This window comes from Sulfurimonas marina (assembly GCF_014905095.1).
Taxonomy (GTDB): domain Bacteria; phylum Campylobacterota; class Campylobacteria; order Campylobacterales; family Sulfurimonadaceae; genus Sulfurimonas; species Sulfurimonas marina.
Genome location: NZ_CP041165.1, coordinates 1452865 through 1479674 on the forward strand (window position 1 = coordinate 1452865; position 26810 = coordinate 1479674).

Annotated in this window: 28 protein-coding genes; 9 read left to right on the top strand and 19 right to left on the bottom strand. The window is 35.7% G+C overall.

What is annotated here, in order from left to right; genetic code table 11:
• Positions 1 to 2: 2 nt before the first annotated feature.
• The gene (locus FJR03_RS07425; RefSeq protein ID WP_193112898.1) at positions 3 to 1412 is read left to right on the top strand and encodes an anthranilate synthase component I family protein; all 1410 of its coding nucleotides are present in this window, start codon (positions 3 to 5) and stop codon (positions 1410 to 1412) included.
• A complete protein-coding gene (locus FJR03_RS07430; protein WP_193112899.1) occupies positions 1412 to 2203 on the top strand; it encodes a shikimate dehydrogenase in 792 nt (263 codons plus the stop codon). The genes FJR03_RS07425 and FJR03_RS07430 overlap by 1 nt, the downstream gene beginning before the upstream one ends.
• A gap of 1 nt (position 2204) precedes the next feature.
• Here FJR03_RS07430 and FJR03_RS07435 read toward each other — a convergent pair whose 3' ends face one another.
• The 3 genes from FJR03_RS07435 to mltA are packed head-to-tail and all read right to left on the bottom strand — an operon-like array spanning position 2205 to position 4672.
• A complete protein-coding gene (locus FJR03_RS07435) occupies positions 2205 to 3023 on the bottom strand; it encodes a phospholipase A (protein WP_193112900.1) in 819 nt (272 codons plus the stop codon).
• A 1-nt stretch (position 3024) separates the two neighbouring features.
• Positions 3025 to 3594, bottom strand: coding sequence for a recombination mediator RecR (recR, locus tag FJR03_RS07440; RefSeq protein WP_193112901.1), 570 nt, complete (start codon positions 3592 to 3594; stop codon positions 3025 to 3027).
• The gene (gene mltA / locus FJR03_RS07445) at positions 3587 to 4672 is read right to left on the bottom strand and encodes a murein transglycosylase A (protein ID WP_193112902.1); all 1086 of its coding nucleotides are present in this window, start codon (positions 4670 to 4672) and stop codon (positions 3587 to 3589) included. The genes recR and mltA overlap by 8 nt, the downstream gene beginning before the upstream one ends.
• Before the next feature lie 185 nt (positions 4673 to 4857).
• Between mltA and dnaJ the strand changes: the two genes are divergently transcribed.
• Both dnaJ and FJR03_RS07455 read left to right on the top strand, forming a co-directional pair.
• Positions 4858 to 5982 (top strand): molecular chaperone DnaJ, encoded by a 1125-nt coding sequence (dnaJ, locus tag FJR03_RS07450; RefSeq protein ID WP_193112903.1) that lies wholly within the window; start codon positions 4858 to 4860, stop codon positions 5980 to 5982.
• A 53-nt stretch (positions 5983 to 6035) separates the two neighbouring features.
• Positions 6036 to 6629: a class II aldolase and adducin N-terminal domain-containing protein gene (locus FJR03_RS07455; RefSeq protein WP_193112904.1), complete on the top strand. Its 594-nt coding sequence runs from the start codon at positions 6036 to 6038 to the stop codon at positions 6627 to 6629.
• On the opposite strand, the gene FJR03_RS07460 is transcribed toward FJR03_RS07455, so the two are convergent.
• On the bottom strand, positions 6626 to 7921 hold the full coding sequence (locus tag FJR03_RS07460; RefSeq protein WP_193112905.1) for an adenosylmethionine--8-amino-7-oxononanoate transaminase: 1296 nt from the start codon (positions 7919 to 7921) through the stop codon (positions 6626 to 6628). The genes FJR03_RS07455 and FJR03_RS07460 overlap by 4 nt on opposite strands.
• Before the next feature lie 138 nt (positions 7922 to 8059).
• Between FJR03_RS07460 and FJR03_RS07465 the strand changes: the two genes are divergently transcribed.
• From FJR03_RS07465 to FJR03_RS07480, 4 genes are read left to right on the top strand one after another with little or no spacing between them, the layout of a single operon-like run.
• The gene (locus tag FJR03_RS07465; protein WP_226962098.1) at positions 8060 to 9514 is read left to right on the top strand and encodes a peptidylprolyl isomerase; all 1455 of its coding nucleotides are present in this window, start codon (positions 8060 to 8062) and stop codon (positions 9512 to 9514) included.
• Between the two features lies 1 nt (position 9515).
• On the top strand, positions 9516 to 10874 hold the full coding sequence (gene ftsA, locus FJR03_RS07470) for a cell division protein FtsA (RefSeq protein WP_193112907.1): 1359 nt from the start codon (positions 9516 to 9518) through the stop codon (positions 10872 to 10874).
• A gap of 12 nt (positions 10875 to 10886) precedes the next feature.
• Positions 10887 to 12011, top strand: coding sequence for a cell division protein FtsZ (gene ftsZ, locus FJR03_RS07475; RefSeq protein WP_193112908.1), 1125 nt, complete (start codon positions 10887 to 10889; stop codon positions 12009 to 12011).
• 30 nt (positions 12012 to 12041) lie between these two features.
• On the top strand, positions 12042 to 12317 hold the full coding sequence (locus FJR03_RS07480) for a J domain-containing protein (RefSeq protein ID WP_193112909.1): 276 nt from the start codon (positions 12042 to 12044) through the stop codon (positions 12315 to 12317).
• Here FJR03_RS07480 and FJR03_RS07485 read toward each other — a convergent pair.
• The 15 genes from FJR03_RS07485 to gatB form a co-directional block, all read right to left on the bottom strand.
• On the bottom strand, positions 12314 to 13273 hold the full coding sequence (locus FJR03_RS07485; protein ID WP_193112910.1) for a hypothetical protein: 960 nt from the start codon (positions 13271 to 13273) through the stop codon (positions 12314 to 12316). The genes FJR03_RS07480 and FJR03_RS07485 overlap by 4 nt on opposite strands.
• Positions 13270 to 13926 carry an ABC transporter ATP-binding protein gene (locus tag FJR03_RS07490; protein WP_193112911.1) on the bottom strand — a complete coding sequence of 219 codons (657 nt, stop codon included), beginning with the start codon at positions 13924 to 13926 and terminating at the stop codon, positions 13270 to 13272. The genes FJR03_RS07485 and FJR03_RS07490 overlap by 4 nt, the downstream gene beginning before the upstream one ends.
• Positions 13923 to 15092: an ABC transporter permease gene (locus FJR03_RS07495; RefSeq protein ID WP_193112912.1), complete on the bottom strand. Its 1170-nt coding sequence runs from the start codon at positions 15090 to 15092 to the stop codon at positions 13923 to 13925. Before FJR03_RS07495 ends, FJR03_RS07490 begins: the two co-directional genes overlap by 4 nt.
• Entirely contained in the window at positions 15085 to 15750 is a 666-nt protein-coding gene (locus FJR03_RS07500; RefSeq protein ID WP_193112913.1) for a nitrous oxide reductase accessory protein NosL, read from the bottom strand. The genes FJR03_RS07495 and FJR03_RS07500 overlap by 8 nt, the downstream gene beginning before the upstream one ends.
• A gap of 58 nt (positions 15751 to 15808) precedes the next feature.
• Positions 15809 to 16291 (bottom strand): DUF4149 domain-containing protein, encoded by a 483-nt coding sequence (locus FJR03_RS07505; RefSeq protein WP_226962099.1) that lies wholly within the window; start codon positions 16289 to 16291, stop codon positions 15809 to 15811.
• Positions 16288 to 17118 carry a peptide chain release factor N(5)-glutamine methyltransferase gene (gene prmC / locus FJR03_RS07510; RefSeq protein WP_193112914.1) on the bottom strand — a complete coding sequence of 277 codons (831 nt, stop codon included), beginning with the start codon at positions 17116 to 17118 and terminating at the stop codon, positions 16288 to 16290. Before prmC ends, FJR03_RS07505 begins: the two co-directional genes overlap by 4 nt.
• A complete protein-coding gene (locus FJR03_RS07515; protein WP_193112915.1) occupies positions 17100 to 18359 on the bottom strand; it encodes a M48 family metallopeptidase in 1260 nt (419 codons plus the stop codon). Before FJR03_RS07515 ends, prmC begins: the two co-directional genes overlap by 19 nt.
• Positions 18360 to 18371: 12 nt before the next feature.
• The gene (locus FJR03_RS07520; RefSeq protein WP_193112916.1) at positions 18372 to 18575 is read right to left on the bottom strand and encodes a hypothetical protein; all 204 of its coding nucleotides are present in this window, start codon (positions 18573 to 18575) and stop codon (positions 18372 to 18374) included.
• Positions 18576 to 18693: 118 nt separating this feature from the next.
• Positions 18694 to 18987, bottom strand: a complete 294-nt coding sequence (locus tag FJR03_RS07525; RefSeq protein ID WP_193112917.1) for a Dabb family protein — start codon at positions 18985 to 18987, stop codon at positions 18694 to 18696.
• Positions 18988 to 19028: 41 nt separating this feature from the next.
• Positions 19029 to 20390 carry an SLC13 family permease gene (locus tag FJR03_RS07530; RefSeq protein ID WP_193112918.1) on the bottom strand — a complete coding sequence of 454 codons (1362 nt, stop codon included), beginning with the start codon at positions 20388 to 20390 and terminating at the stop codon, positions 19029 to 19031.
• Positions 20391 to 20452: 62 nt separating this feature from the next.
• The gene (locus tag FJR03_RS07535) at positions 20453 to 21355 is read right to left on the bottom strand and encodes a cation diffusion facilitator family transporter (protein WP_193112919.1); all 903 of its coding nucleotides are present in this window, start codon (positions 21353 to 21355) and stop codon (positions 20453 to 20455) included.
• 14 nt (positions 21356 to 21369) lie between these two features.
• Positions 21370 to 22260 (bottom strand): NAD(P)H-dependent glycerol-3-phosphate dehydrogenase, encoded by an 891-nt coding sequence (locus FJR03_RS07540; RefSeq protein WP_193112920.1) that lies wholly within the window; start codon positions 22258 to 22260, stop codon positions 21370 to 21372.
• On the bottom strand, positions 22248 to 22949 hold the full coding sequence (locus FJR03_RS07545; protein ID WP_193112921.1) for an NAD-binding protein: 702 nt from the start codon (positions 22947 to 22949) through the stop codon (positions 22248 to 22250). The genes FJR03_RS07540 and FJR03_RS07545 overlap by 13 nt, the downstream gene beginning before the upstream one ends.
• A complete protein-coding gene (locus tag FJR03_RS07550; protein WP_193112922.1) occupies positions 22939 to 24522 on the bottom strand; it encodes an ion transporter in 1584 nt (527 codons plus the stop codon). The genes FJR03_RS07545 and FJR03_RS07550 overlap by 11 nt, the downstream gene beginning before the upstream one ends.
• Positions 24522 to 25949, bottom strand: coding sequence for an Asp-tRNA(Asn)/Glu-tRNA(Gln) amidotransferase subunit GatB (gene gatB / locus FJR03_RS07555; RefSeq protein WP_193112923.1), 1428 nt, complete (start codon positions 25947 to 25949; stop codon positions 24522 to 24524). Before gatB ends, FJR03_RS07550 begins: the two co-directional genes overlap by 1 nt.
• A 123-nt stretch (positions 25950 to 26072) precedes the next feature.
• On the opposite strand from gatB, the gene FJR03_RS07560 reads away from it, so the two are divergent.
• A complete protein-coding gene (locus tag FJR03_RS07560; RefSeq protein ID WP_193112924.1) occupies positions 26073 to 26687 on the top strand; it encodes a protein-L-isoaspartate O-methyltransferase family protein in 615 nt (204 codons plus the stop codon).
• Positions 26688 to 26810: the final 123 nt, after the last annotated feature.

Here is a 26810-nt window from a genome sequence, read left to right on the forward strand (position 1 = left end):
AATTGATACACAATAAACAATTTACATTAGATCAGCTAGCACCCATAGCTGTCTATTCAAAGATAAAAGAATTTTTTGAGGGTGAGATTACATATCTATTTGAAAGTGCCAGTCAAAGTGAAGGTAACTACAGCTTTATATGTATAGGTGCTAGAGAAAGATTACAGTATATCGATAATCAAACTGTTTATACTGATCAAAACGGTACTAAACATATAAAAGATGAAAATCCGTTTACATTTTTAAAAAACTATTATAAAAAAATAGACACTTCTGTTTATAAAGAGATGGCAAGAGAACTTAACATCGGTTATGTTGACGGCTTTATTGGTTATATCGGTTACGATATGGTGAAAGTGTTTGAACCTGTGTTAAAGCCTTATATGGACAACTTAGATGATGAATTAGATACTCCCGATCTTGATCTGATTTTACCGAAAATGATACTTGTTTATTCTCACAAAAATAACAAGATTACACTTCTTTCTACTTTAGAGGAGTATGCAAACCAATTTGAAGCAATTGAAGAAAATCTCAAAGCAACGTATGATTATAAGCATCCTATTTATAATATCGGTGAGGATAAAGGAAGCTTTGCACATACAAAAGAAGAGTTCTTTGAGATGATCGCAAAATCAAAAGAGATGATTAAATCTGGTGATGTGTTTCAGATCCTTATGACAAACCGTTTTACAAGAAACATAAAAGTTGATCCGTTTAGTTTCTACCGTATTTTACGTGCAAAAAATCCATCTCCATATATGTTTTTAATGGAGTACGAAGATTTTAGTATTGTAGGTTCTTCACCAGAAGTTATGGTAAGACTTGATGAAGGTGAATTATTACTCCGCCCTATTGCAGGTACAAGAAAACGCGGTAAGACTAAAGAGCGTGACAAAGAGCTTGAAGAGGAGCTCTTAGCTGACCCTAAAGAGCTTGCTGAACACCTTATGCTTATTGATCTCGGACGTAATGACGTTGGTCGTGTTGCAAAAACCGGAAGCGTAAAAGTTGAAAACATGATGCATATAGAACGCTATTCTCATGTTATGCATATTGTTTCTGATGTTGTAGCCGAGCTTCAAGAAGATAAAGATATGTTTGATCTTTTTATGGCTACATTTACAGCTGGAACAATGACGGGAGCTCCAAAAATTCGCGCAATGGAGCTAATTGCCGAGTATGAAGGGCTTAAACGCGGTTTTTACAGCGGTAGCATTGGATACTTTGGATTTGACGGTAATATGGATAGTGCTATTACAATCAGAACTGCCCTTGTAAAACCTGAAAAAGTTGTACTACAAGCTGGTGCAGGTGTTGTTGCTGATAGTGTTGATGAGTTAGAATATCTTGAAGTAAAAAATAAACTCGGAGCACTTATCCACTCTTTAGAGGACTTAGATAAAAACTAATGCAGCTTTTTTCTATATTCGGTAATCCGGTTTCCCACTCACGAAGCCCTTTAATGCACAACACTGTTTTTAAAAATTTAAACTACAAAGGGTGTTATACACGCACCCATCTGCTAGAGGGCAGTAAACTCAAAGAAACTTTTTTCAACCTAAAACTAAGCGGTGCCAATGTAACCGTGCCACATAAAGAAGCAGCGTTTGAAGCTTGTGATGAAGTAAGAGGCTTTGCACAAAAGGTGGGTGTTGTAAATACTTTGATCAATGAAAACGGCAAGCTGATCGGCTACAATACCGATGCTGATGGTTTTATGTTTAGCATTGAAGAGTTTAAAGATGTCAAAAAAGTACTTATTATCGGTGCAGGAGGTACTGCAAAAGCACTTAGTATGAAGTTTTTGGATGAAGGTTTAGAAGTGAGTGTTTTAAACCGTTCTGCAGGACGTCTTGAGTTCTTTCAATCTATCGGATGTAAAGTTTATAGCTGGGATGATTTTCAAATATCAGAGTTTGACCTCGTAGTAAACACTACAAGTGCAGGCTTATCAGATGAGAACCTTCCTGCTCCACAAGAGATGATCGAAGATATCCTTAGCCATACACGTTATGCAGCTGATGCTATCTACGGAAAACTAACACCTTTTTTACGATTAGCTCAAGAGAAAAACATCCCTTTTAAAGATGGTGCAGATATGCTTTTAGGACAAGGGGTGCTTGCTAATGAGCTCTTTACAAACTACACCCTCAAAAAAGAGGATATTAAAGAGCAGATGCAAAAAAGCTTTCTTTACTAGGCTATCTTGAAAAACTAAATCCTATAGAGAACTTGTTGACATGATTTTTATAGTCAATAAGAGTCTCTGTATAGCCGCTAAAAGCTTTAAAATAAAGATTCACCGCCCGTCCTACAGGATATGAATAAGCTGCTTCAACTGAGCCTTTTTTTGTCGCTAAATTCCCTCTTGCATCTATTGAGAAGACTTGATCATCTGCAAAATACTTTATCCCTATTCCCGTATAGCCAATATAATCCATAATATCAGGGTTGTCATCTAATGAAAAAATAGGATACCAAACTTTTAAATCTGTGTGTAGATTTCCATGTACTAAGCCTACAGTTGCATAAAGAGTATTGATCCCTCTTGAAATATTACCTATTGCTTCCCCGTCTACTGTCGTATAGGTAGTGTCCGGATTTCCGTTAGATTGATGTTCATATCCGAGTTGTAACCTCTCCAGATGCTCTACATTTAAGCTCTTTAGATCATAACGTGCGAATATTTCCGGATCGTATATGTTTTCACGAAAAGGTTTTGAAGTTGTATAAAGCTGCCAAAATGCATGTTGAGAATATGAGAGATAATATTTCCCGCCCCAACCAAATATATTGTTTACAACATTATATTTAATACTGATCTGCACTTCAACCTCAGCATGTTTATAATCTGTATCTTTTACAAAAGATGTGTAACTCTTGTCTCTGTAAGAAAGAGGACAAATATAGTTCACTTTGTATGCTTCTAAATCAGACCCGCTAAACCATTGTTCATCTTTTAGCTTATCTTCTGCTAAAAGAGTATGACAAACAAGAAGTAAAGCGAGCAAATATTTCATTTTACACCCTTACCCTGTCTTCCAAGGCTCTTGTTAAAGATAGAAGATCGATATTTTCTAAACTTACTCCAGTTGGAACACCTTGTGCAATTCTGGAAAAATGAACATTATATTGACTGAGTTTGTCTTCAATATATAAGATCACTGCATCATTGGCAATAGAAGGTGTAAGGGCAAACAAGATCTCCTCTACCCCATTTTTTACTATATCTTCAAGATGAGAGACACTTAACTCTTCTAAACTCTCCAATACAAAGTATTTCCCTTCAAACAGACCGTTCTCTTCCAACAATAAAATATCTTTTGCATTTTCAACCATACAAAGTAAAGTAGTGTCACGGTTTTCGTCTGAGCAGATATGACAGATCTCATCTTCACTCATACCGCCGCAAACTCTACATTTCTTCAAAGACCCCAAAGCGTCTTCGATTGCATGGGCTATCTTCATCCCGGCATATGTATCGTTCATAATCATAAAATATGCAAGTCGTGTTGCTGACTTTTTTCCAATAGTAGGTAACTCCTGTAGAGCATCAACTAAGCGGTTAAATTTATCTAATGAACTATTCATCTCTCTCTTTATTCTCTTCTTTTGGTAAAAATACCCATAATTTCAGCGGTGCTTTTAATTTGCCGGCAAGCTCTTCAGCCTCTTTACCGAATCCTGTAAAAAAGTCAGCTCTTACACTCCCTTTAATAGCCCCGCCTGTGTCTTGTGCAAACACAATTTTGCTGATTTTTCGATCCTCTAAATCAGCATCTAAGTATAGCATAGATCCCAGTTTTATATATTTGCGATCAACAGCAACAGAGCGCATCGGAGTGAGTTTTAAACCAAGTGCCCCATATGCTCCTTTTGCTTTTTTTCTAAAAAACACCATTGAGTCGTTATAGTTTAATACCTCATCTATCCGTTTGGGATGAGCTTCCAGCCAAGCTCTTATACTTTGCATAGATACATCTTCTATTCTCATCTCACCCTGAGCGACTAAATATCGCCCAATAGCTTTATATTTACGACCATTTTGGTTATCGTAGCCTATATACATAGTAGTGTTGTCATCAAGATACACTTTTCCAGAGCCTTGAATCTCTAAAAAGAACTTGTCTACCTTTGAGTCACAGTAACAAAGTACGGGAGCTTCTATATTTTCAGCTTCTGCTCTGCTATAGTATGGGATCACTTTTCCATCAACCAAACGACCTCGAAGTCTGTAATGTTTTAATTCAGGATAGATTTCTGAGAGATTAACACTTACTAAATCTACAGGTGTTTTATATACAGGATATTTATAGATATCTGTTTTTTCCAGTGAGGCATTAATACTAGCTAAATAGTACCCTGTTAATAACCCCTCTCCTTTTTCATTATTTAGTTGATATGGTTGAAAGTTTTGCAGTATAAATGTTTTGGGGTCCTCAACATCTAAAGATTTTTCACATAATCCCGGATAAATTTTCAATGTTCTTTTTGACTGACAATTTTCTTGAAAAAGTTCTAAAACATTTTGAAAATCTTCATCTTTAAAACTCTCCGGTAATGCGGAATAATTACTCTTTTGCATTATTTTAGTCTCTTGTTTGAGATTTTTTTGTGAACATCCCAAAAAAAGTGTTGCAATAAAAATTAAAACTATAGTTCTCTTCATAAAATGGATTATATAGTTATGCAACTTTAGTATCAATTTAAAGTTAGGAAAAAACGATATAATTCGAACAAAATTAAACTTACAACTAGAGAAGTTATAGATTCAACGACAAATCCTTCCTGCGGTCTGGGCGTTTCACTTATAACTTTTCTAGTTGATATAAAAACAGAAATGATAGGAAAAGAATGGAAGAGTTAAGCTATTATGAGATTTTAGAAATATCACAAACTGCAGATAAGGCAGAGATCAAAAAAGCTTATAGAAAGATGGCAAAAAAGTACCATCCCGATAAAAATCCCGACGATGCGGAAGCGGAAAAAATGTTCAAGCTTTGTAATGAGGCATATCAGTGTTTAAGCGATGAGCAGCAAAGAAGTATCTATGACAGATATGGTAAAGAAGGTCTCCAAGGGATGGGTGGTGGCTCACGTTCATCTGGAGGCTTTGACGATCTCGGTGCTATCTTTGAAGAGATGTTTAGCGGGTTTGGCGGAGGCGGCCGCTCTCGCAGAAGAAATCCGGCCGATATGGAAAAATATCCGCTTGATATGAATGTAGATATGAGAATTACGTTCCAAGAAGCTGTCTTTGGTTGTGAAAAAGAGATCAACTACTCTTATAAAGATGCATGTAACGACTGTAACGGTACAGGTGCAAAAGATGGGAAACTTTCAACTTGTCCACACTGTGACGGGCAAGGTCAAGTGTTTATGAAACAAGGTTTTATGACTTTCTCTCAAACTTGTCCACACTGTAACGGAACAGGTACATCAGCAGCTGAAAAATGTTCAACATGTAAAGGGGATGGTTATAAAACTATCAAAGAGAGTGTAAGTATAAAAATTCCTGCAGGGATCGATACTGGAAATCGCCTTAGAGTTTCAGGAAAAGGAAACATTGGAAAAAGAGGAAACCGCGGTGACCTCTATGTAACTTTTGATGTACAACCTGACAAACATTTTATCCGTGATGATAACGATGTTTATATTGAGATCCCAGTGTTTTTCACTCAGGCAATTAAAGGTGATACACTGACAATCCCTTCACTTACAGGTGAACTGGAACTAAAACTTGAATACGGTACTCGCGACAAACAAAGATATACATTTAGAGGTGAAGGTATAGAGGATGTTCACGGACACGGTAAAGGGAATCTAATTGCCGTTGTGAACCTCCAGTATCCAAACAAACTAAATGAGGAACAACTAGAATTACTAAACAAACTTCAAGAATCTTTCGGTGTTGAATCAAAACCACATGAGGGTGTACTCGATTCAGTAATCGATAAAATGAAAAGTTGGTTTAAGTAGAGCTTTTGTATAGTTTAGCAAAGTATCTTAGAAGTTAAAAAAAAGGTCTAATAATGAACAAAGATCATCTTAAAAAAAAGCTCTCTTCTTTATCGCTTTCTATGTTTAGAAAAGATTTCTTTGGAATCTACCACGGTTCCCTTTCGGCAAAAACCGAATCGGGGCGTTTTTTAATAAATACAAAAGAGGCTGTTTTTGATGATCTTGACGAAAATTCCTTGATCGAGCTCTATTTTAAAAAAGATTACAGATGGCACCAAGCAAGTATTGATGCAGATATCCATCAAAATATCTACTCAAAAATATCTGATGCAAAGTTTATCTGTTTCTCTATGCCGCAATTTACCACGGCATATTCACTATACCACAACGTAATCTCTCCAAAAGATTATTTTGGACACAAAGTCCTCGGAAATATTGAAATTTACGATCCAAAACAGTTTGATGATTGGTACGATCGTGCAAGAAGTGAGATCCCTTACTATTTTCAAACAAATAAGACCAATATTATGATTATTCGCGGATACGGAGTTTATGCTTACAATAGAGATGTCCATGAGATGGCAAAAAAACTTGCCATCTTGGAAAAAAGTTGTAGGTTATTAATGCTCGATACTAATAATAGTATCGATTTAGAACTTAACTAGAGTGACTTAACAGCCTCTAGTGCTATATCGAACATCTTATCGCATTCCTCTTCACTTAGGATATACGGAGGCATAAAATAAACTATATGTCCTAAAGGACGAAGCAATACACCGTTTTTCAAACCGTAATCATATACTTTAAGCCCTATTCTGTCTTCTGAAGAGTACCCTTTTAACTCAACGGCACAAACCATACCAGTTTGTCTTATACTCTCAACATTTTCAAGAGCTTTAAACTCCTGCAAACGTCTTGACATATGCTCGCTTAACACTCTGTTTTTCTCAATTATATTTTCATTTTCAAAAATATCCAGTGTTGCATTGGCAGCTGCACAAGCAAGTGCATTTCCTGTATAGGAATGGGAATGTAAAAATGCTTTGTATTCATTATAGTCACAATAAAACTTCATATAGATTTCATTAGATGTAAGTACTGCAGATAAAGGTAAGTATCCACCAGTTAACCCTTTTGAAAGTACTATAAAATCAGGTGATATACCAGCAACATCACAGGCAAACAACTCCCCCGTTCTACCAAATCCAACCATAACTTCATCAGCGATAAAGTGAACATCGTAACGGTTACAAATATCACGGACAAGCACTAAAAATTCTGGATGATACATATGCATATACCCAGCCCCTTGTATAAGAGGTTCTAATATAATAGCACTTATCTCATCAGCCCTTTCCTGACACAGTTTTTCAAATGCATCTGCCGCTTCTTGTGCAGCTTCAACCGACATATCTTTCGGCACGGGTGTTTGAATAGACTGAATTAAAAGCGGCTTGTATGTATCTTTATAAAGTTCAACATCTCCAACACTTAGTGCACCTATCGTCTCCCCATGATACGAGTTTGTTAGTGATACGAAAAGCGGTTTGTTTTTTCCATCATTTAAATTTGCATGATAACTCATCTTTAAAGCAACTTCTACTGCCGATGAACCGTTGTCTGCATAAAAACATTTATCTAGTCCTTTTGGTGTTATCTTAACAAGTCTCTCAGATAATGTAATCACCTGTTCGTGTGTAAAACCGGCAAGTATAACATGCTCCAAAGTATCAAGCTGCTCTTTTATTTTAGAATTTATATACTTATTTGTATGTCCAAAGATATTTACCCACCATGAACTAACAGCATCAATATACTTATTTTCTTCAAAATCTTCTAAGTATACTCCATAAGCTTTTTTTATAGGTATGAGAGGTAAAGTCTCATGATCTTTCATCTGCGTACACGGATGCCACAGTACTTCTAGGTCTCTATTTTTCAATTCTTGGTTCTTCATAATCTACCTCTTTCATAATCTCTAATACTTTTTTGGCAAGATTATATCTTTGTATCGTTTCTTTATCAAGTTTAAAGGCTAAATTACATAAAATATCGCAAATTACACCAAGAGGATATATTTTTTATGATTACATGGATGCAAAGACACAAAAAGTGGCTTATAATTACTATCTGGATCTCAACTATCGCATTTGTAGGTGCAGGTTTTGTTGGATGGGGTCAATATAACTACGGTGATAAAGCCGGAGCAGTTGCAAAAGTTGGTGAAGTTGAGATCAGTATGGGTGAACTGCAAAAGTCTTACTCAAGACTTTATCAGCAATATGCACAAATGTTCCAAGGTAATTTTGACGAAGAGAGAGCAAAACAGTTTGGACTGCAGCAACAAGCGTTGCAACAACTTGTACAACAAGCACTTTTAGTAAACCTGGCAAAATCATATAATCTTAGCATCAGTGATCAAGAGCTTTACGATCAACTCAAACAAGACAACAACTTCTTCAATAACGGTGTATTTGATAAAGAAGTATATAAACAAGTACTCTCTCAAAACAGATTAAGTATTGCAGAGTACGAGCAAGAGTTAAGAAAACAACTTCTTATTCAAAAAACGATCTCTTTACTAAATGTAAAAACAAGTAAAAACGAAGCAAAGATCTTAGATACCCTACTAAGCATCTCAGACAAGATCGAGTACAAAGTATTATCGGCTGAAGATATCAACATAGAGATCAGAGATGAAGATTTAAAAGCTTTTTGGCAAACGATGCAAAATAACTTTATGAATGAAGTAAGTTATGAAGTAAAATTTATCAAGCAAGAAAACATCACTGCTACATATGATGATGTGACAATTGCTGATCATTACCAAGATAATAAAAACCATTTTAAAGATAATGACGGAAAAATCCTTGCACTTGAAGAAGCAAAAGAGGCAGTTGTATCAGAGTTAAATGCAGCAGCAACAAAAAAAGCGGCACTTAGAGCTTTTGTTGATTACAAAAACGGAAAACTTGACAAAACGGTTACTATTAATGAGGCTGTAGTTTCAAGTAAGAAAAACCCGTTTAATGCAGAAGTGTTACAAAAACTCTCAGAAACAGCGATGACAAAGCCGTTTATCAAACCTGTTAACGTAGATGGTGTATATTATAGTTTTGAACTGGTAAAAGTAAATCCTGCTACACCAAAAACATTTGCTGAAGCAAAATCAAAAGTTTTACCTTTCTTTATTGAACAAAAGAAAAAAGAGAAGATTTTAGAGTTAGCCAACAATTCAGTTGCTGTTTTCAAAGGGCAAACATCTGAATTCTTAACAATGGAGTCAGTTGGTAAACTACCTTCGTTAAACGATATGGAGAGCGCTGAATTTTTACAAAAACTTTTCACGTCAGACAAAAAACGTAGTTTTATCACTTTACAGAGTGGAAAAATTGTTCTCTATAACATATTGGAACAAAAGTTGCTTGAAAATTCCAATGATGATCAAGCTAATGTGGTAGCGAGATTAAAAACTAGTATCTTTAGTGAAGGGTTGATTAAAACTCTACAAAATAGATACAAAACTGAGATATTTATTCAAGGACTCTAAATTGAGTAGAAATGTTTTAGCCATAGATATTGGCTCGACAAAGATTTGTGCAATTACTGCTGATATAGCAGATGACAACTCTATAACTATCACAGGTGCCGGTACCACAAAAGCGCAAGGGCTAAAAAAGGGAAGTATTGTAAATATTGAACTTGCAGCTCGCAGTATTAAAACAGCCGTTGAAGATGCAAAACGTGTATCTGGTTCAACTGCTACAAGTGCTATAGTTTCAATATCTGGTGCATATACAAAAAGCTTAAACTCAAACGGGATTGTAAATATCCAGTCAAAAGAGATTAGTTTTGATGAGATTAAACGTGTTATGCACACTTCACTTTACAATGCAAACATCCCTAATGAATATGAAGTTCTTCATGCACTTCCATATAACTTTAAAGTTGATGATCAAGACTTTATAGAAGATCCGCTTGGGATGAATGCTTCTCGTCTTGAAGTTGAAACACATATTATCACTACTCAAAAATCAAACCTGAACAACCTGAAAAAAGCGGTTCGCGGTGCGGGTGTTGAAGTTGAAAATATTGTTCTTAACTCATACGCTTCAGCGATTGCCGTATTGAATGAAGATGAAAAAGAGCTTGGAGCAGCAGTTATTGACATGGGTGCTGAGACAAGTAACATAGCTATCTATTCAGGTAATGCGATCAGATATAACGAATATCTCGGTGTTGGTTCAAAACATGTTACAAGTGATTTATCTATGGCACTTCATACACCGCTTAATGCTGCAGATAAAGTAAAACTGGATTTTGGTTCACTTTTAACTCCAAGTAACGATCTTATAGAGTTACCGATTATCGGTGATGAGAGTACTACACATGAAGTCTCTTTAGAAGTTGTACACAACGTTGTTTTTGCAAGAGTTGAAGAGACGTTAATGATTCTTGCTCAGTTTATCGAAAACAGTAGATTAAAAGACCAGATTGGTGCTGGAGTAGTTCTAACAGGCGGTTTTTCAAAAATGGAAGGGATTCGTGACCTTGCTATCGCTACGTTTGGCTCTGTTCCTGTACGTTTAGCAAAACCTATGGAGATGGATGGTCTATTTGAAGGACTATTAGAACCGGAATATGCAAGTGCAGTGGGTCTTATAATGTTCTCAGCCACTCCGTACACACCGTATGAGATAGATGTAAACAAAAGAGTTCGTCACTCAAATGAGGAACCTACATCTAATGTAAAAGTTGATTTTAATCAATCAATGCAAGAGAGTGTACCTGTAGCTGAACAGGAAGAGGAAACTACTAAGATGGTTAACCTTGAGGCGTCAAAAGAGAAAAAGAGTGATGAACCTAGTGTTGTTAGCAAATTTTGGAACTGGGCTACACAGTTATTTTAAAGGAGTGAGATAATGGAACCATTTATAGTTGAAGAGGTACAAAACCCAAGCGGTGCAAGAATTATTGCTGTAGGTGTCGGCGGCGGTGGCGGCAACATGATCGGTCATATGCTAAATGAAGGTGTGGGTGGCATCGAGATGATGCTTGTAAACACGGATGCGCAAGTACTTAACGAAAACACATCTGCAACAAAGATCCAAATCGGTGCGAACCTAACTAAAGGTCTTGGTGCAGGTATGAAACCACAAGTTGGTCGTGATTCTGCATTAGAGAACTATGATGATATTAGAAACGCTTTAGAGGGTGCTGATATCGTATTTATCTCTGCTGGTCTTGGCGGTGGTACTGGTACAGGTGCTGCACCTGTTGTTGCTCAGATCGCAAAAGAGGTAGGTGCACTTACTATTTCTGTAGTTACAAAACCTTTCAAATTTGAAGGGAAGAAAAGACTACAACTTGCAGATGCAGGTTTAGAAGAGCTCAAAAAAGAGAGTGACTCTATTGTAGTTATTCCAAACGATAAACTTTTATCTATCATCGACAGAAGACTTGGTCTAAAAGAGAGCTTCAAGATCGTAGATAGCGTTTTAGCACAAGCTGTAAGCGGTACATCTGGTGTTATTTTATCAAGCGGTGATAACGACATCAACCTTGACTTTGCCGATCTACAAACTGTAATGAGTCATAGAGGTATGGCACTTATGGGTGTTGGTGAGCATGAAGGTGAAAATGCTGCTTATGAAGCTATCAAAGCGGCTATCGAGTCTCCGTTACTTGACAATATGTCTATCAATGGTGCAATGGGTGTACTTGTACACTTTAAAATCCACCCTGACTTCTCGTTTATCGATATGTCTGAAGCTATGGAAGTTGTACACGAAAGTGCTCACGATGAAGCAGATGTTATCTGGGGAACTTCAACAGATGCAGATCTTCCGGAAAACTATGTAAGAATTACTATTGTTGCAACTGGTTTTGATAAAGAGGAAGAGGAAGTATTAACAAACAATACAGACTTTGAAGCTCAGGAACCAATCACTCCAAAAGTAAAAATGAGCCCTCGTATGGTTGTAGGTGGAGAGCTAGACGGTGACTACCTGGACATTCCTGCGTATATGAGAAAACAACAAGACTAATTACTCTTGAACTCCTCCTTTGAAAAACTTATGAAGGCCAAATCACTCCTTGGTCTTCGTGAAAAATCCTCCCTTAAAGAGATAAAACAAAAATACAAACTCCTTATGAAAAAATGGCATCCAGATAAACATAAAGAGAATCCTGAACGTGCTACACAGATGAGTATGCAGATAAATGAAGCGTATGAGACTATTATGAACTATTGCGACAGTTTTGAGTATCCGTTTGATGAAGAGAGCATAAAAGCAGCTACATACACTCCACAAGAGTGGTGGAATGATAAATTCGGCCCTAATAATAATTAAGAGAGCCATACCCCGTTTTTAAAATAATAACCAACCACAAAATAACTCACTAAAATAAGATATATTAAGTTAAATAGCAGTGAGAGATTAAACCTTCTTTTCAACTCTTTGCTCTCGTATTCTAAGAATGCAAGAGAGAGACCGTAATATGTTCCGTAAAATAAAAAGATATATAAAAAATAGCCAATATAACCATAATCTTTTTGCAATAAACAAAACGGACAATGGTGTGTCGGAAGCTCATATATATAGGTACCAAAAAACGCTATAAGCGATAATAGAGATATAATCACAAACAGAAGATTCAATACCCCGTAAAGCACCCTTTGTTTCAAAAAGAAAAAGAGGGTTAAGAGGAGAAAATTTCCATAAAAAAGAGCTACTAAGAAGATATCTTTTGATAATATCTCGGAGATATATGTGGTATCTGTAACTGAAAAGATAACACCACAACAATCTACAACACTGTTTATATCTATATTTGAGAACATCACAATCTCTGTAATAATCTCAATCAACAGTAGTACAAAAGCAACGATAAAAAGTAAAAATTTAACACGGAAATATTTTTGCTCTTCATACTTCATATCTTCACTATTGAGTGTGATCCAAAACGCAAATATATAAAGATTTAACATTTTTAGTATTAGTAACGGCACGCCGTACTCAGTTGCATTGACAACTCCGGCTGCACACATAGCACCTACTAAGATGTTTGAGATCTTATCAAGAGTAAAGACAAAAAAGACAAACATAGGGATCTTAATAAAGAAAATAAACTTGATAATTGTCGCTGCTAAGTAGCTTTTTTTCTCAAGCTCATACTGCTGCTGTGTATTTTTATTTCGATCGTAGTTCAGTGTAATTTTTAGACTCAGATAAAAAGCGAGTGAAGCAAAAAACAAAAATAGTATATCAACGATATATATACTTAAAACTTCAGGTGTTAAACTCATGCTTTTAGTTGTCCATTTTCGATCTCTATAATGCGATCGACAAAATCAAGTTCAAAAAAGAGCGGATCGTGCGTAGCGATAATAATTGTTTTGTTTTCACTTTTAAGGGCCTTAATCTGCTCAATAAACTCTAAAGAGAGTTCTCTATCCAGATTTGATGTAGGCTCATCCGCCAAAATTATTTTCGGGTTGTTTACAATAGCTCTTGCAATCGCTACACGCTGCTGCTGTCCGCCTGAGAGGTTTTGGGAATAATTATCTTTATACTCTTGGAGTTTATACATATCCAGCAACCTCTCCAGCCTTGTTTGCAACTCCTTTTTTGAAAGGTTTAACGGTCGCAGAGGAAGAAGAATATTTTCAGCCACACTCATATTTGGAATAAGATTGTATCTCTGAAAAATAAACCCTATATTGTCACGGCGAAATTCACTTGCAAAATGGTCCGCAATTTTGGCAAGCTTTTTTCCATCTACTATTACTTCACCGCTTGTCGGTTTTAAAAGTGCCGAGATTAAAGAGAGGATGGTTGTCTTACCGCTGCCACTTACCCCTTTAAGAACAATTAGCTCACCCTCTTTAAATGAGAGGTTTATATCTTTGAGAGCAATTTTATCTTTGTACGATTTATTAATATCAATTAACTGGATCATCTCATCACCTCATCAGCATCCTGTGTTGCTATCTTCCACGACGGAATAATAGTTGCGGCAATATATACAGGGACACTTAGGAAAAATACGATAGCTAAAGGTTGCAGATCTACTCTTAAGTCTAAAGAGTCTATCTGCTCTACCCCTGCTATATTTAAAAAGATATCTCTTAAGTAGTAGCCATCAAAAAAGTAAAGATATGCAAAAGCCAAAACCACACCAAAAATATACGAGAAGATTGAGATAATGCTTGCTTCATATATCTTCACACGCAAAATATCTTCAACTCTCCATCCTAAAGCTTTAAGTATCCCGATCTCCCTTTTTTCACTGCTGCTTACACTGTTTGTTTTGTCATATACGATCATAAAAAAGGTAAAAATAGAGATGATAAACAGAGTGATAAATATCCCGCTGTCATAATCAAACAGCATCTCAACTTTTGTCTGTTCATCCTCTTTTGTAACTACTTTTGCATTTGGATAGAGTTGTTGCAGTTGTGCAATCACGTTTATGAGTTCGTTTTGGTTTGAAAGATATATAGCAATATCTGTAAATTCGTTTGCTTTATATCCAAAGATCACTTTAGCATCATCTTTATTCATCACTGCCAGATATCTTTTATCTATAGCATCACTCTTAAAGCTTTGAGCGATAACCATCTTTTTAACTTTTAAAGAGGGTTGTAAAAAATTAAACTCATCTTTGTAGTAATTCTTTTCAAAAAGGTTAGCTAAATCTTGTGAGAGGAACATCTCCCCTATTCTTAATTCATCTTCTTTGAGTAACTTTTCAAGATATGGCTCTTTTTGTGTTTCAAATATATCAACGCCCACTATCTTGAAACTAAGGTTAGCTTGTTTATATTCATACTCCCCGTATACGCGAGCCAGTACATCGTTTACACCGTAGATCTCATATATTTTATTGAGATTTGTATCATCTATGGTTGTATATCTTTGCGCTTTTTGATTTTGCAGTACGATATCTGGATGTTGGGCCGTAACTTTATCAACCTGTTGTTTGATGCTTGTTTGTATCAAAAACAAAGAGGAGAGCAACATCACAAGGAGTGTATAAACAATAACTATAAAAAGGTTTTTGGTAAAAAAACGAAAAAGCGTATGTAGAGCATACACAAAGAGCTGGGAGTTAAAACTAATCATCTAAATCATACACCGTATCTTCAGTAATTTCATCAAATTTAAGTATCTTCTTCCCCTTATGATCAACCATAAACTTCTCTGCAGATTTGAGTGTTTCAAAAGCGATAAACTCATTCCCCATCGGTCCATATACATCACTGCCAATTACAAAATAAGATTCTCTTGCCTCTAGCGTTTTTTGTGTGTAATAATCCTGTACTAAAATCTCTTGTATGTTTTTTTGATGTTCAAAGTAGTATTTGAAAAGATCTTTAATTCCATCGAAAAAGTACGATTTATTATTGTACTGAATCTTTGAGATCCAAGTAGGATACTTATATAAAAACATTCCGCAAACCGGGCACTTATCTTCATGAGATACAATTAATTTACCGTAATGTTTCTCTTGTACGTCACTGCGTTGCAGATCCCAGAGATATAAAGAGAGAGCTTCGAGATGTTTCGGATTTAATTTTTTGCATAAAGATTTTTCATCTATATCTTTGAGTAAAGACTCGTAAGAGCTATAGTGGTTTACATCTATCTGCCGACATCTTGAAGCATAGATCTTTTTCCCCATAGGATAGATCTTTTTCTCTTTGATCGCAGTTGAATAGTTTGGATATGAATAAAGTGTAGTTGAGAGTAAAAATAGAATAAAAATTTTAAGAAATAGCATCTTTTTAGCCTCTGTATTTAAGGTAAAAAGATTCTATCGAAAAAGTGTTAAAAATCTGTTAAGAGATACGTAGCAACATCAAACGGCGGATAAAGAGTACCAGTAGAGAAACCGCTAAAATTTTAAAGTCAATTTCACTTGCTATATGGATGTTTTGAAATGTATCACTTTGTGTCGCTTCAGTGCCTAATGCCTGCATAGCTAAAATTTTCGGTGAATATACGGCTGAGAACATTAATGCTGTCGCAATAGTTAAAAAGCAGCTGATAAGTGCAATGTTATCACGTTGTCCCTGCTTATACATTAGTGCTTCATAAACAAATACATAAGCAGCTAAAAAGTAGATCCAGTAAGAGAATCTGCGAAAAATCTCACCCATAATTATTCCCGCATTGTAATTGTCTAAAAATATCCCCACCAGCATTGTATCTGTATGGAATACTACAGGTGCCACTATTGCACCAAGTGCTAAAACGCCGCCGAAACTTGCAGCTATAACTAATAAATAACTAAAATCTAAAAATATATTTCTTTTGATCATTGTATTGCCCTTAAGGTAAAACCTCTGTCAAATTCACTGAGGTCTTTATAAAAATCTAAACTTATGTAATATTTGTTTTTCAAATAATTCTGTATTTTATCTTTTTGATCATAACCCATCTCACAACTAAAAAACTTAATTTTTCGTTTTAAGACTTCATCAAGAAGTTCTTGAATAATCTCATCGCCGATTTCACCACCGAAAAGTGCATTTTGAGGCTCATATGAAAGGTTTGATTCAAGTGGTGCATCATTGGCAATATAGGGTGGATTTGAAACAAGATAATCGATCTCTTCATCTACATGATCAAGAAGTGAACCTAAACGTAATTCAACTCTATCTTGCAGACCAAACTTTTCAAGATTCTTCTTCGTAACTTCCAAAGCTTTAGGGGAGATATCTACCGCTATAAATTTTGCATTTTTAAAATGAAGTGCCAGAATAATAGAGATGATACCGCTCCCTACTCCAACCTCAACAAATTGAAAATTAGAGTCAGCTGGTACACGGTTTTTCACTTCATCGATCAGAAGTTCCGTCTCAGGTCTTGGGATCAAAGCTCCCTCATCTACATAAAACTCTTCAGAGTAAAAACTGACCCTGTTTGTAATATATTCAAGAGGTTCATTTTTAGCACGGCGTTCAACCAAAGTAAAAAAATCATCACCGATCTCAACTTCAGAGTTTTGATTGGTGATAAGCCAAAGTTCATCTTTATCAAGATAAAACATCAAAAGCAGCTGTGCTTCTCTTTGTGAGCGCTCAATATCTGCTAATTGAGCACTTATATCTTTAAGGAGTTCTTTGACTATATATTTGCTTCGCATTTTCCCTCTAATGAACTTTTATCAACACCTTTAATATCCATTCCGAGTACTTTTAATCTCTCAATCACAGGCGGATGCGTATAGTGAAAAAAGATATAGATCGGATGCGACAACGGAAAACTCTTATTTTCGGCTACAAGTTTCACTAACGCATTTGCCAGTTCTATCTCACCGCCGTTTCCGCCAAGCTTACTTCCCATCTCATCGGCTGCATATTCATATTTACGACTTATAAATCCCATCACAGGCATCATAATAAATCCAAGTACAGGCATCACCAACATAAAAAGGATCATAACGACATAAGGCTGTTGAGATAAACCTAGTTCCAAATATAAACTCTCAGGAAGGTTTCCAAAAAGAGCGAACATTGCAAAGAGAATTACTCCCAACATACCGATATTTTTATATACGTCACCGTGTGCGAAATGTCCAAGTTCATGCCCAAGTACCGCTAAAAGTTCTCTTGTTGAAAGCTTTTCTAAAAGAGTATCAAAAAGCACTACCCTTTTCGCTTTTCCAAAACCGCCAAAATAGGCATTTAATCTGGCATCACGTTTTGAAGCATCACTTACAAAAACACCTGAACTTACAAAACCTGTTTCATCCATTAATCTCTTGATCTCGGCATCTAGTTTTTCATCTTTAAGCGGTGTTAATTTATCAAAAAACATTGCACGGAATGTCGGATAGAGCATATTTACCAAAATAATTATGGCAAATATAAATACAAAGCTCCATAGCCACCAAAGCTCAAAACTGCTAAGGATAAAATATACACCCCATACAACTAAAGAGCCTAAAAGAAGTGTCATAACGAATGAGATCGCAGTATCTTTAATCCATTGTGCTTTTGTTGATTTATTAAATCCAAACTCTTGATCGAGTACAAACTTTTCATAATAGTTAAAAGGGAGTGCAACGATATAGTTAATAAGGATAAAGCCCATTACGATCGCTATGTTTTTTATCGCTTCATCCTGGAAAAAATAAAACTGACCCTCTAAAAACTGTATACCAAAAGAGATCCAGCCTAAAAATAGAAGAAACTCAAGAAATGTGTTTAAAATAGAAAGCTTCTCTTTTTTAACAGAATAATTTCCCGCTTTTAAGAACTCACTAGGAGATAATAGTACAGCCTCTTTTCTTTTTGCCAGGTTTACATAACCTATCTGCATTACACTTGTATATATTGAGAGGAGGACATACAGACTATATACCCCAATGATAATTGTTAACATTAATTTACCTTCTTATTTAACCGGTATTGATTTTATTTTTTGCTCAACTTGAATATTGTCTTCAGCATTTGTAAATATTTTTGATGCAATAACATATGCAGAGCCTATGATAAGGCCGGCAATAACTACCGCCCATACGATTTTTTTCTTTTCACCCTTTAGAGTGTCATAATCACTAATAGTTTCTAATGTCGGTTCGCTTGACGGATTGTTCATAATAATTCCTTTTATTAAATTCTATGATATAGTAACACACAAACTTAAAAAAAGGATAAACTGTTTCAAACTAAACCGACGTCTTAAGTCTTTTTTTTATTTTATTTTTACGTCAGACCTATTCTAAGATATAATCTACTACTTTAGACTCTAAAGTTACCTCTTTTATAAACTCTACAACTTTAAGATGCTCCGGGTGCACTGCATATGCTTGCAAGTCTTCTACACTCTCAAAAGTTGAGTAAAGTGAAAGATCCATTGCACGATCTGCTTCTGTAAAGTTGATTCCAACTTCCATACTTTTTAATTCATCTATTAAAACTTCTAAATTTTCTAATTTATTTTGTACTTTAGCAAGGTTTAATGCCTTGTTTTCCTCTTTGAATTTAAACATAACTATATGAACGATCATCTTTTTTTCCTTCTAAATTTTTTTTGGATTCTATCACGTTTTTAATTAAAAAAAACACCTTTCCAAAAATACTCTGCTATCATCACAATAAAAAATATACCAAGTAAATTAAGTACAATTCCGTAACGAATCATATCTTTTACACGAACAGCTCCGCTACTCATTGCGATCGCATTTGGAGGAGTGGCAATTGGAAGCATAAATGCGTACGATGCACATAAAGTCGCAACCATCATAAAAAGTGTCGTATTTATCCCCGCTTGTTCTGAAACCGAATATATCACCGGTAACATAATAGAGATCAATGCAGTATTTGATGTAATCTCCGTAGAAAATGTAATCATAAAAGCGATACTAAAAAGTAAGATCAATGGTGGCAATGCCGTCATATCTAAAAGATAGGTAGCTATCTCATCGGCTAAACCTGTTTCAACAAACGCCTTTGCAATTGAGAATCCTGCCCCAAACAACATAATGATCGCATAAGGGATTTTATTGTGATCTTCTAGCCACTCTAAAATATTAAACGGAGGAAGAAACATCAATAGTCCAAACCCGAGTAATATTCCACTTTCACTCAGTCCCAAACCATCCCAGTACGGCTTTATAGGTGCATTAAAAATAAGTAAAGTGATTAAAGCAAGTAAAACATATGTCACTTTTTTCTGATCGACCGTCAACTTATCAACTACCGCTTCTCTGGAGATCTCCACATCTTTTAAACCAAGACCTAGCAACCAACTCATAGCTACTATCATAACCAGACATAAAGGAGCTACCATCACCATCCACTGAAAAAACGGGATAGCTTCCATCTTATGACTCTCCATAATTCCAAGTAATATTAAGTTCGGAGGTGTCCCGATTGGTGTTAGAATTCCACCTATGTTTGCTCCATATGCAATAGCAAGTGCAAAGCGCAATTTTAGTTGCGTATTGTCAGTAATAAACAATGCTATAGTTATTAGGAGTAAAGTAGTAGTCGTGTTGGATAAAATTGAACTCAGAAGTCCCGAAGTAAGTGCAAGGGAAAGTATCATCGCCCGTGGAGTTGCTGGAAAAATATTTAAAATCTTATCAGTTATACGTATATGTAACTTTGTTTTTTCCACCGCAATAGCCAGTAAAAATCCACCTAGAAAAAGGTAGATGATAGGATGTGCATAGTTGATCGTAGTCTCTTTTGTCGAGATGATTCCAAATGCCGGAAATAATATAATAGGCATCAGAGAAACTACACCCAAAGGGAGTGCTTCATTTGTCCATAGTGTCACTAAAAAAGCTACGATTCCAATCAAAAAACTTTGTTGTAAAGTAAAAAACTGTGTTCCAAAAAAATATACAATAGCACCGATTAAACCGGCTATGAAAACCTTTTGAAATACTTTATTGCTCTCTTCCAAATATTATCCCTCTTTTTTAAACTTTTGTCCAAAATTTTAATTTACAATTGTATACAAAACTTTTAAAATTCACATCTACTTTTGGGCTCGCACAAAGATTTGTCTATAGATGATTCGATTTGTATCGTTGCATGTTCAATTTTGAAACGATCATGGAGTTGTTGGTCCAATTCATGTAAAAAGCTATTGTCCAGATGCTCATCATTTACAACCAGATGAACAGTCAATGCTATCTCAGTAGTACTTAACGCCCATATATGAAGATCATGTATAGACTCTACCCTCTCATTTTCTAAAAAGAACTGTTCAATCCCCTGAGTATCGATATCTCTTGGAACAAAATCCAAAGCATAGAAAACAGAATCGCGCAACAAACCCCATGTCCCTATTAAAATCACACTGACAATAATTAAGCTCACAAGCGGATCTAACCAGTTCCAGTTTGTAAACATAAGCACTATACCGACAAAAGCCACTCCAAGAGATACCGCTGCATCAGCTGCCATATGTAAAAATGCCGCCCGAATATTTAAATCACTCTCTTGACCTTTTAAAAATAAAAGTGCCGTAGCTGTGTTTATAAAAAATCCGATTAATGCCACAACAATGACAGTCAAGCTCTCTACCGATGTCGGTTCTCTAAACCTTTGCAGAGCTTCAATAGCGATAGAACCCAATGCAAAAAAGAGCAAAAGTGCACTAATTAATGAAGCAAAAATTGTTACTTTTCTAAATCCGTAAGTTCTGTTAAACGTTGCAGATTTAGTAGCTAAAACACTCGCACCCCAGGCAAGGAGTAGACTAAGAACATCACTAAAGTTATGTCCCGCATCAGAAATTAAGGCAAGTGAATCTGCAGCTATGCCATAGATGACCTCTATAATCACAAAAATAATATTAAGAGCTATCCCTACTCCAAAAGCAAGATTGTAATTTTTAACTTCGTGATGATGTTCATGACTCATAGTATATAAACCTCTTATTTAGAGAGTAGATCTTTTAACGACTCCTGAGGACTTTTTCCCTCCAGCATCTCATATACCTCTTTTGCAATTGGGAGATACAACTCATGTTTTATGGCAATATCGTGAAGTGCATAGGCAGTCCCTATCCCTTCTGCTACCTCACCTAGCTCTTCTAAGATCTTTTCCTGAGATTTCCCTGCGGCTAGCCCAAGTCCGACACGGAAGTTTCTACTCATAGTTGAAGATGCCGTCAAAAACAGGTCCCCTGCTCCGCTAAGGCCAATAAATGTATCAGCCTGTGCTCCGAATTGTTTTCCAAAACGTGCAATTTCTACAAGTCCGCGAGATGTAAGTGCTGCGGCCGCATTATTACCAAGTTTTAAACCTTCACATATTCCCGCTGCAATAGCGATTACATTTTTATAAGCTCCTGCGATCTCTGAACCTATAACATCATCAGAGGTATACCCTTTGATAAAATCAGGGAACATATCTGCAAACTCTAACGCTAATTCTTTGTTTTTACTATTAACCACTAATGCAGTCGGCAATGCTTGAATCACTTCAGCTGCAAATGAAGGTCCAGTTAAAAATGCAATATTTTCCTGTGGCACATACTCATTGTAGATCTCATTTAAAAACTTTCCCGTACTTGCTTCAATCCCTTTAGCTACTACTAAAACTTTTTGTCCACTAAAAGTAAAATGCTCTTTGAGCCATGTTGAGATCTGCTGTACCGGAATAGCCATAATCAGATATTCACAGCTCAAAGCTTCTTCAAGAGTAACAAAATTTTCCAGTTCCCTTTTAGTTCTTGAAGTGATCACAACCTCATTTTTTTGTGAAAGTGCGTATGCTAAAGCACTTCCCCATTTTCCAGCTCCTATAACTGCTATCTTTTGCATTTTTCTTCACCTATAAATTTTTTAAATTCTTGAATATCTTGCTCATACCCTACAACAACAAAAATATCGCCGTTTGTAATCTCATTGTGTTTTGCTTTTGAAGAGTATATAAACTCATGCGTCCCGTCTTGATGGATAATTGAAAGCACTAAAACACCGTGATCGCGACTCCAGTTGATATCCGCAGGATACTCTCCGCCGAAACACTCTGCATTATGCACCTCGACCTGAATAAGACGTAGATCACTGTCTTCATAAAGTATCCCGTGCAGCACTTGTGTTACGATCGGTTTCTTTAACATATCTGTAATGATGTTTGCCGTAGTCTCAACAATTGGAATAACTTTTGTAGCCCCGGCCATATGGAGTTTGTTTGAGTCTTCATTATTTTTTGCCAAAGCTATGATGGTAGTATCAGCAAAGGCTGAGCGTAAAGATATCGTTAAAAATATATTTTGAGCTTCATCTTTTAAAGCACAAAATATAATAGAGTTATCCATATCATGCTTTTGCCGCAACTCGTCCCAGTGATCACTTAGGTCAAATCTTTCAAATTGAAAATCGTTAGTATCACCCTCATTCTCATCAAGACCGAAAATTGTAATATTTGAGTACTTATGTTCTACATTTTTAGCAATTTCTAACCCATACTCATTGTTTCCAAAAATTAATACACTGCTATTTTCCATCAAATGCCTTTTTTGATGATTTTACCATCAGATGTTTTGTAAACTCACGTATAAATATATAGTTTCCTATTACAAATAATACATCCCCAACTTCTAGCAATGTCTCATCTATTGGATTAAAATAGAACCGTTTTGTCTCTCTTTTATGAATACCTAAAAGTACAACTCTAAAATCGACATTTTCAAGCTCACCCACTTTTGATATATTTTCCACAATCCTTTGAGTAATAGTGATCTCTTCAATTTTAATGTTTGAATCCTCTGCACGAATTGCGTGGATAGCTTCAAAAGCAACCGGCTGTCCTACGTATTCACGTGCTACAAGTCCTACAAGTTCTTTGTCATGTAAGATTTCATCTACTCCTGAAAAGATTAGTTTACTTCTATTTGCACTATTCATGAGAAGGGACATAATTTTTACATTTTTATCAATTGAGCGGACCGTTAATGCCGTATAGACATTTTCAACATCATCCTCTTTTAAACATAAAATCGCTTTAACTTGTGTTGAGAGATTGATATTGAGTTTTTTATAACTCTCCACCTGTCCCGGATCGTAGTTTAAAGCCTGAAGCCCATCCCTTTTTGCATCTTCAACCCTTTCTATCACTTCATCTAAAACCAAGACATTAAACTTTGAATTTATCAGCTTTTTCGCAACCTCTTTGGCAATACTTTCATACCCGCATATAATGTATGTTTCATTCTCTTTAGAGACGTCTTGAATTACTTTTGCCTCTTTAATATCTTCAAGTTTTTCTGTAAATGCAGAAACAAAAAGTGATGTTGTAAATGCTAAAACAGAGATCCCTGAAAGTATAACTATAATTGCAACAAACTGCCCTTCCGGAGAGACGGCAACCACATCTCCATATCCAACGGTAGATATGGTCACAATCGACCAGTAAAATGCTTCATAGAGTGTATCGATCGGAGAGGAAGGGTTATTTGCTTCCATTACATAGATAAGCACAGAAGAGACAAATATAACGATAGCCGCAAACATCGCCAAGGTAAAAAACTCAAAACGTTTTGTTGCTAAAACCGATGCAAATGTACTGAAACTTTTCGCATATCTAAAAAGTTTAAATACTCTAAATAAGATAAAGATACGAAGTAATCTCAGCTCGTGGAAAAATGGAATAATCGCTAAAAGGTCTATAATAGCTTTTAGCGATAAAACATATTCCATCTTATCTTTAAAAACTTTGTTGACTACATATAATAAACTAAAATCACGCCCTAAAAGATCGCTGTACTCATCCTGGTTAATGATAACCTTGGAGATACTACTGTGGATCCAGAGTCTCAATACATACTCTACAAAAAAGATAAACGATATTATGTAGGAATTAAAGATATTCAAATAATCGTGAATATCTCTTTTTACTTCATAAATGAGGATAGATACACTTGAAAAGATAAGTATCATCATAAAAAGATCAAAGTACTTTTTATACTTGTAATCATCATTTTCAAGTAAATTATAAAAAAATCGTCTTTTTCTCTGATAAGCATCAGAAGAGTTTAAAAAATATGCAAAATTTACTAAAAGACGATTAAAGTATTGCATTAACTCAGCTTTTGTTTTAAGATCTCATTTACTGCTTGAGGATTTGCACTCCCTTTACTTGCTTTCATAACCTGTCCTACAAAGAAACCGAAAAGTTTGTCTTTTCCAGATTTATACTGTTCTACTTTATCTTGGTTTGCACCGATAATCTCATCACAGATAGCTTCAATAGCTCCAGTGTCTGTTACTTGTTTGAGTCCAAGCTTCTCAATCGCAGCATCAACATCTTCATCATTTTCCATAAGGTAATCAAGTACCTCTTTTGCAGCTTTACCAGAGATAGTTTGGTCGTCTATGCGTTTTGCGATCATTCCAAGCTTATCTGCATTAACAGGTGAGTTAGAGATATTAAATTCACCTTTTAGACGAGCTAGTAATTCAACTGTTAAAAGTGAAGTTGCAGTTTTTCCACTTACACCATCTATCGCCATCATAGTTTCAAAGAAATGTGCCATCTCTATTTCAGATGTAATAACAGAAGCATTGTATTCACTAATTTTATACTCATTCATAAAACGCTCTTTTTTTGCATCTGGAAGTTCAGGGATTTTCGTAAACTCCTCCATCATTGCATCTGTTACTTCACATTTAAGAAGATCAGGTTCAGGGAAGTATCTGTAGTCAGCCGCTTCCTCTTTACCACGCATAGAACGAGTTTCCGATTTTACCTGATCAAACAGACGAGTTTCTTGAACGATCTCATTTTCATACACACCGTCTTCCCAAGCTTCGATCTGACGTACAACTTCAACTTCTATCGCTTTTTGGATAAATTTAAACGAGTTAATGTTTTTAATCTCTACACGAGTATAAAGTTTTTGATCACCCTTTGGACGGATCGAAACGTTTACGTCACATCTAAAAGAACCCTCTTGCATATTTGCATCTGAGATATCGATGTAACGTAAAATTGAGTGTAGTTTTTTCAGGTAAAGTACCGCTTCTTCAGCACTTCTCATATCCGGTTCACTTACGATCTCCAAAAGCGGTGTACCAGCACGGTTCAAGTCAACTTTTGAGATATCACCGTCATGGATATTTTTCCCTGCATCCGCTTCAATATGTGCACGGTTAATTCTGATAGTTTTATTTGAACCGTCTTCAAAATCGATTGTAAGTTCTCCATGTTCAACTATAGGCGTATATAATTGAGTAATTTGATAAGCAGACGGAGAATCGGGATAAAAGTATGATTTTCTATCAAAATATGAAGTTTTATTTATTGTTGCATCAACTGCAGTTCCAAGCATAATAGATTTGTGTAAAACTTCTTTGTTAAGTACCGGTAAAGCGCCAGGAAGAGCTAAACATGTTGGACAAGTATTTGTATTTTGTTTATGATTAAAACTCGTAGGGCACGAGCAAAAAAGTTTTGTTTTAGTGTTTAACTGTACATGGACCTCTAGTCCGATAACGACTTCAAACATAATGTTCCTTGGGAGTAAAAAATTATAAGTGTTTTATAATAACTAAATTATCTTTTAAATCTGCTAAAAGAGCTTGTGCAAGCAGATTTTAAAAATCTTATACTATTGAGTATAATAATAATTATGGATTCACAAAAAGATTTAGTAAATCATCTGATTAATACAAATGCCTTGCACTCCCCTGAGATTATAAAGGCATTTCTAGATATAGACAGATCTGATTTTGTAAGAGATTATAACTCTTATGCTACCTATGAAGACTTTCCTCTCTCCATAGGCAACTCCCAAACCATATCTCAGCCAACAACCGTTGCCATGATGCTTGAGATGTTGTCTCCTAAACAAGGCAACTCAATTTTAGATATAGGAAGCGGTTCAGGCTGGACAACGGCAATGCTTGCACATATAGCAGGTCCAGAGGGTTCTGTAACGGGACTAGAGAGAGTTGATGAACTTGTAAAATTTGGCTCAAACAATCTGGATAAATACCATTTTAATAATGCAACGATTTTAAAAGCGACAGATAGGCTTGGTATTGAGGGGAAAAAGTTTGACAGGATCTTAGTTTCAGCTTCGGCCCAAAAGTTTCCAGCTAAGCTGACAGATCAGTTAAAACCGGGAGGAAAACTTGTTATACCTGTGAAAAATTCGATTTTTGAGATAACGAAAAGAGAAGATGACACATTAAAGATAATTGAACACTACGGCTTTGTATTTGTACCTTTGATATATAGTTAGGATACTCTGTACATTTCATGTAAATAGGCACAAAACCATAATTTGTTTTGGGAAATGTTCTATGCCCTTTAGGAGCATAGAACAGAAGGGGGGGAGAATATATTGAAATTTGTGTTTATTTAC

Bases quoted from the DNA above. Each gene is read 5' to 3' on its own strand.
- FJR03_RS07430 (WP_193112899.1), top strand. From the start codon at position 1,412: ATGCAGCTTTTTTCTATATTCGGTAATCCGGTTTCCCACTCACGAAGC.
- FJR03_RS07435 (WP_193112900.1), bottom strand. From the start codon at position 3,023: ATGAAATATTTGCTCGCTTTACTTCTTGTTTGTCATACTCTTTTAGCA.
- recR (WP_193112901.1), bottom strand. From the start codon at position 3,594: ATGAATAGTTCATTAGATAAATTTAACCGCTTAGTTGATGCTCTACAG.
- mltA (WP_193112902.1), bottom strand. From the start codon at position 4,672: ATGAAGAGAACTATAGTTTTAATTTTTATTGCAACACTTTTTTTGGGA.
- dnaJ (WP_193112903.1), top strand. From the start codon at position 4,858: ATGGAAGAGTTAAGCTATTATGAGATTTTAGAAATATCACAAACTGCA.
- FJR03_RS07455 (WP_193112904.1), top strand. From the start codon at position 6,036: ATGAACAAAGATCATCTTAAAAAAAAGCTCTCTTCTTTATCGCTTTCT.
- FJR03_RS07460 (WP_193112905.1), bottom strand. From the start codon at position 7,921: ATGAAGAACCAAGAATTGAAAAATAGAGACCTAGAAGTACTGTGGCAT.
- FJR03_RS07465 (WP_226962098.1), top strand. From the start codon at position 8,060: ATGCAAAGACACAAAAAGTGGCTTATAATTACTATCTGGATCTCAACT.
- ftsZ (WP_193112908.1), top strand. From the start codon at position 10,887: ATGGAACCATTTATAGTTGAAGAGGTACAAAACCCAAGCGGTGCAAGA.
- FJR03_RS07480 (WP_193112909.1), top strand. From the start codon at position 12,042: ATGAAGGCCAAATCACTCCTTGGTCTTCGTGAAAAATCCTCCCTTAAA.
- FJR03_RS07485 (WP_193112910.1), bottom strand. From the start codon at position 13,273: ATGAGTTTAACACCTGAAGTTTTAAGTATATATATCGTTGATATACTA.
- FJR03_RS07490 (WP_193112911.1), bottom strand. From the start codon at position 13,926: ATGATCCAGTTAATTGATATTAATAAATCGTACAAAGATAAAATTGCT.
- FJR03_RS07495 (WP_193112912.1), bottom strand. From the start codon at position 15,092: ATGATTAGTTTTAACTCCCAGCTCTTTGTGTATGCTCTACATACGCTT.
- FJR03_RS07500 (WP_193112913.1), bottom strand. From the start codon at position 15,750: ATGCTATTTCTTAAAATTTTTATTCTATTTTTACTCTCAACTACACTT.
- FJR03_RS07505 (WP_226962099.1), bottom strand. From the start codon at position 16,291: ATGATCAAAAGAAATATATTTTTAGATTTTAGTTATTTATTAGTTATA.
- prmC (WP_193112914.1), bottom strand. From the start codon at position 17,118: ATGCGAAGCAAATATATAGTCAAAGAACTCCTTAAAGATATAAGTGCT.
- FJR03_RS07515 (WP_193112915.1), bottom strand. From the start codon at position 18,359: ATGTTAACAATTATCATTGGGGTATATAGTCTGTATGTCCTCCTCTCA.
- FJR03_RS07520 (WP_193112916.1), bottom strand. From the start codon at position 18,575: ATGAACAATCCGTCAAGCGAACCGACATTAGAAACTATTAGTGATTAT.
- FJR03_RS07525 (WP_193112917.1), bottom strand. From the start codon at position 18,987: ATGATCGTTCATATAGTTATGTTTAAATTCAAAGAGGAAAACAAGGCA.
- FJR03_RS07535 (WP_193112919.1), bottom strand. From the start codon at position 21,355: ATGAGTCATGAACATCATCACGAAGTTAAAAATTACAATCTTGCTTTT.
- FJR03_RS07540 (WP_193112920.1), bottom strand. From the start codon at position 22,260: ATGCAAAAGATAGCAGTTATAGGAGCTGGAAAATGGGGAAGTGCTTTA.
- FJR03_RS07545 (WP_193112921.1), bottom strand. From the start codon at position 22,949: ATGGAAAATAGCAGTGTATTAATTTTTGGAAACAATGAGTATGGGTTA.
- FJR03_RS07550 (WP_193112922.1), bottom strand. From the start codon at position 24,522: ATGCAATACTTTAATCGTCTTTTAGTAAATTTTGCATATTTTTTAAAC.
- gatB (WP_193112923.1), bottom strand. From the start codon at position 25,949: ATGTTTGAAGTCGTTATCGGACTAGAGGTCCATGTACAGTTAAACACT.
- FJR03_RS07560 (WP_193112924.1), top strand. From the start codon at position 26,073: ATGGATTCACAAAAAGATTTAGTAAATCATCTGATTAATACAAATGCC.